Genomic DNA, 3,973 nt, shown 5'->3' on the forward strand with positions numbered 1-3,973 from the left:
AGTACACGATCCTTTAAGTGAATTACAATTTGCTTACAGTCCATATTCATATGTTTATGGAAACCCTATAAGGTTTAACGACCCAACTGGAATGATTGGAGAGGAAGATCCACCAAAGAAGGGTTCTACTCCTGATAATCCTATTGATATTGGTGAAATTAAGCTGACAAAAAATGTAAGTGATTCTAAGCTTTCATTTATGGGAATCCAAAGCTTAAATGCTTATCATGGTTCTCAGGATAGATTAGCTTTTGGTATCAGAAATAGTAAAGCAGCTCTTGCCACTGAAAAATTTGAAAGAAACCTGGCTTTTACTATGGGGACTTTCCTAATGGGAGGAAGTAATTTAGTCGCTTCAGCAGGGTGGGCTACTCTTGATGCAGTGGTTGATTATCAAGATGAAGAGACTCAAGATGCAGTTGGAACTATTCAGTTAATGGCTATGCTGATTCAAGTGAGTCATGGAAATACTAATGGAATACAAAAATTTGTTAATGTAGATGCTTCTAGAATTAATATTGCAAAAGGAATTACTCGTTTTACACCTCTACGTTTAAGTGGGGAACCAGTGAGTGCTGGATGGAAACATGTATTAGAAGGACATTTTAACAGACCATTAGGCAACAATAGATCAGTTTTTAGTACAACAGAAGAGCAATTAAAAAATATATTACAGAGTAAAACTGTAATTAATTCTCCATTAACACCATTGACTGGGGGGCAATTTCAAAGAACTGTAGATACAGGTCAAATAATAGGTAATGCATCTTTAAAGCAAGGAGCAGCAGCTACCTCTTGGATTAATGTAATTACAGACTATAAAGGAAATTTAATAACAACATATCCAATAGCACCATAATGAGTCATATTATATTAAGAAAATGGGAACAATTAAAACAGAGTATAATCCAGGATAGAGATAATTTGGATGCTTACTCTTTATTGAAATTATTACTAGATTGGACACAAGAAATAAAAGAGGTAAAGGATGTTCAAATACAAAATTTATATAAAGATTACTTCAGTTATTATGAAAAGCTAAATATAGAAGAGATCTTTTATACAGATAATGTTGTTTGGTATTCATTAGATGAAATTATTCAATATGATATTATACAAGCCAAAGTGGATTCTCCTCAATGGGCAATTATACATGCGAGAGACATTATATTTAATCTTTTGGTGTTTAAATCTGATAAAGATTGTCCTTGTTGCCATGATGATAATCTTCGTGCATTTGTAGAAATTGACTCTGAAAAATTAGTCTTTGAATGTGATATATGTTTATGCGTAGTTGATGAAAATAATAATAAACAGAATATAGGAGAAAAGTTGATTGTTCCGGCACCTGCTTCTTTTATAAGGTCAAAAAACATTAAACCCAGTCCAATTTAATCAATCATACAACTTTGTATATGGAAACAGAACAATAGAAATAAATTTTTGGGATAATGTTTAGGTATAGAATAAAAGGTTTGAATTTTTTATATTTGTAGTAATGAATAAAAAATCATGATGGAAAAGCTAAAGAGTTTACGAAAACAGCGGGGCTATACGCAGGAATATATGTCCAAGATTATCTCAACGGATGTATCCAATTACAGCCGCAAAGAGAGCGGTGATGTAAGGATTTATGATGATGAATGGGAGAAGCTGGCCAAAGCTTTAGACGTTCCGGTGGAAGATATCAAAGAATCAGATACAAATAATGAAAAATAATTTTGAGAAATGGAATTTTATTGATGATAGTGAGAATTTTTACATTGATACAATAGTTAATAATTCTGAAGGATTGCATATAACAATGTGCAGAGATAATATCTCATACAAAATAATTTTCGAAAATTATTTTTCTTATAGAATTTCTGATGAAAGTATACTTTTTAGAATTATAGAAAATAATTCTGAAATAATTGATGATAGTGTTTTTTATATTGTTGAAAATTCCAGTTATATTAATTTTTTAAAAGAAACAGCAGCTTTTTATGATGAAGTTGAGATGAAACACTATGCGATATATACTGAAAATGAATGCATTGACATTGTCACAGATATTAATTTTATACCCCAATTGATAAAACTGACTAGTCCTGAAAAAGGTTGACTAGTTTTATAACTCAAAAATACCTAAATCAGAGTAGGAATTTTCCTATTCTGATTTTTATAGATTTTTAATTTCAGATTATTTTTCAAGTGTATTTGGCCTGGAAAATTATAATTCAAAGAAAAATATATATTTACCAGTACAAGGATCATTTAGGAAACGTGAGAGTGAGAGTAAGTTTTGTCAAAAACAGCGTAGGAGCTCTTAAAGTTACTGATACAAATAATTATTATCCGTTTGGATTAAACCATTTTGGAGGATCTGGAAGTTATTACAACTACAAGTATAACGGCAAGGAACTTCAGGAGACGGGTATGTATGATTATGGAGCCAGAATGTATATGTCTGACCTGGGTAGATGGGTTGTGATTGACCCTAGAAGTCAATATACTCATGAAGCTTATAGCTATGTTTGGAATAATCCTATTTCATTTAATGATCCTAGTGGAATGCAAGGTGAATTAGCTTATCCAGATCGTGATGGCAGGAAAGATGGAGAATTTTGGAAAGATTCAGATGGAGAGTTTTATTGGGATGCAAAAAAGAGTGTTTGGAAAGATTTTAATACTGGAAGTTCCATAATCACTCAGATTAATTTATTAGGAAAATCTAAAGATAGTAATAATAGTGGTTATGCTGCCGCTACCGCCCTTGGATTAAGTACTTCAGAAAGTGGTGTCGGATTATTTATCCTTGCAGCCGTAGGGCTTGCTTATATTGTAGATCAGGCAACGAAACCTCCTTTACAATGGCATACAACAATTGCCGATCCTAGCACTGGAGTGAGGAATTTGAAAACTGAGGATAATGCTGGAGAAGATAAATATGTAAATGGTGTAGAAGTACCGAAAGAGGGAAATGAAAGAACAGCAGACAATCTTCTTCGTAGAGATAAAGACGGTAATGCTATACCTGATGATGAAGCAGCAGGAACAGAACATACTCAACTTGGAACTAAACAAGGAAGAAAGGGTTCATATAAGCAAGGACGTGAATTTGATAAAAATGGAAATCCAGTAAGAGATGTTGACCATACGGATCACGGTAGACCAGGACTTCATACCAATCCTCATCAACATAAATGGAAACCCAATAAAACAGGAGGAACTCGTCATAGAGGAAATGCTGAACCCTTATAAATATTATATAATGAGATTATTAAGAATTCAAAGTCATAATATGGAAGAGATTCCAGAGCTTGTAAATATTCTAGACAGTATCGTTGAGTTTAATTCTACGATTAAAGAATATAATTATTCAATATCTTTCTTCGATGGCAGTCCAAAGGAAAGCTTTAAAGGGTCGTTTGTTGATTTTCTAAAATCGATAAATGAGAATGAAAAAGGTTTGATACTTAATTTTAATCAGTTGCAAGAAAGCCTTTCAGGATTGTTTCAGATATATGATTTGTTATTACTAATAGATAATAATACTGACAAATTTGAAAAATCTAAAATAAAGGAAGATTCAATTATGTATAATAATCTTTTTCTTACAATTACTTATTTTGATGGAGGTTTTTGGGAAGTATCTTCTCTGGATAAAAATCTGCTCAATTTTATAAAAACAAAGCAATCAAATTACGAGTTTATTCAACTGTAAAAACAAAAAACTCCGCTCATTGAGCGGAGTTTTACTTTTACAAAGCAGCAATGTTTTTAAGTTTAGCAGCTTTAATAAGGTTATCAATTGTGTAAAAGATATTTTTTTTATCTTCTTCCGGAAGTTGCTCAATATCCTGCAAACGTTGCAGGTTTTTCTTATCCAAAGTCATATTCTCAGACTTGCCCACTAAATAATCCAGCGTTACATCTAAAGCATCCGCCAATTTAGAAGCCACTTCAATAGAGGGCTTAATCACCCCGCTGT

At 32.3% G+C, this 3,973-nt stretch carries 5 protein-coding genes and 2 pseudogenes; 6 read left to right on the top strand and 1 reads right to left on the bottom strand.

The annotated features are described in order from the left end of the window. From AC27VX_RS23540 to AC27VX_RS23565, 6 genes and pseudogenes are all read left to right on the top strand, one after another. Window positions 1-859: pseudogene (locus AC27VX_RS23540) on the top strand (hypothetical protein); the annotation flags it as partial. Beyond that, window positions 859-1,395, top strand: coding sequence for a hypothetical protein (locus AC27VX_RS23545; RefSeq protein ID WP_488698391.1), 537 nt, complete (start codon window positions 859-861; stop codon window positions 1,393-1,395). The pseudogene AC27VX_RS23540 and the gene AC27VX_RS23545, both read left to right, overlap by 1 nt. Before the next feature lie 117 nt (window positions 1,396-1,512). Beyond that, window positions 1,513-1,719 (top strand): helix-turn-helix transcriptional regulator, encoded by a 207-nt coding sequence (locus AC27VX_RS23550; RefSeq protein ID WP_488698393.1) that lies wholly within the window; start codon window positions 1,513-1,515, stop codon window positions 1,717-1,719. After that, window positions 1,709-2,104 carry a hypothetical protein gene (locus AC27VX_RS23555; RefSeq protein WP_488698395.1) on the top strand — a complete coding sequence of 132 codons (396 nt, stop codon included), beginning with the start codon at window positions 1,709-1,711 and terminating at the stop codon, window positions 2,102-2,104. The genes AC27VX_RS23550 and AC27VX_RS23555 overlap by 11 nt, the downstream gene beginning before the upstream one ends. 161 nt (window positions 2,105-2,265) lie before the next feature. Then, on the top strand, window positions 2,266-3,243 hold the full coding sequence (locus tag AC27VX_RS23560; protein WP_488698397.1) for an RHS repeat-associated core domain-containing protein: 978 nt from the start codon (window positions 2,266-2,268) through the stop codon (window positions 3,241-3,243). Window positions 3,244-3,283: 40 nt separating this feature from the next. Continuing rightward, entirely contained in the window at window positions 3,284-3,706 is a 423-nt protein-coding gene (locus tag AC27VX_RS23565) for a hypothetical protein (RefSeq protein WP_488698399.1), read from the top strand. Window positions 3,707-3,743: 37 nt separating this feature from the next. Here AC27VX_RS23565 and AC27VX_RS23570 read toward each other — a convergent pair. Continuing rightward, window positions 3,744-3,973, bottom strand: a pseudogene (locus tag AC27VX_RS23570) (helix-turn-helix domain-containing protein); the annotation flags it as partial.

Source organism: Chryseobacterium sp. 14P4.3.2 (assembly GCF_057799275.1).

Excerpts from the sequence above, each read along its gene's own strand:
- AC27VX_RS23550 (WP_488698393.1), top strand. The coding sequence starts at position 1,513 with ATGATGGAAAAGCTAAAGAGTTTACGAAAACAGCGGGGCTATACGCAG.
- AC27VX_RS23555 (WP_488698395.1), top strand. The coding sequence starts at position 1,709 with ATGAAAAATAATTTTGAGAAATGGAATTTTATTGATGATAGTGAGAAT.
- AC27VX_RS23565 (WP_488698399.1), top strand. The coding sequence starts at position 3,284 with ATGGAAGAGATTCCAGAGCTTGTAAATATTCTAGACAGTATCGTTGAG.
- AC27VX_RS23545 (WP_488698391.1), top strand. The coding sequence starts at position 859 with ATGAGTCATATTATATTAAGAAAATGGGAACAATTAAAACAGAGTATA.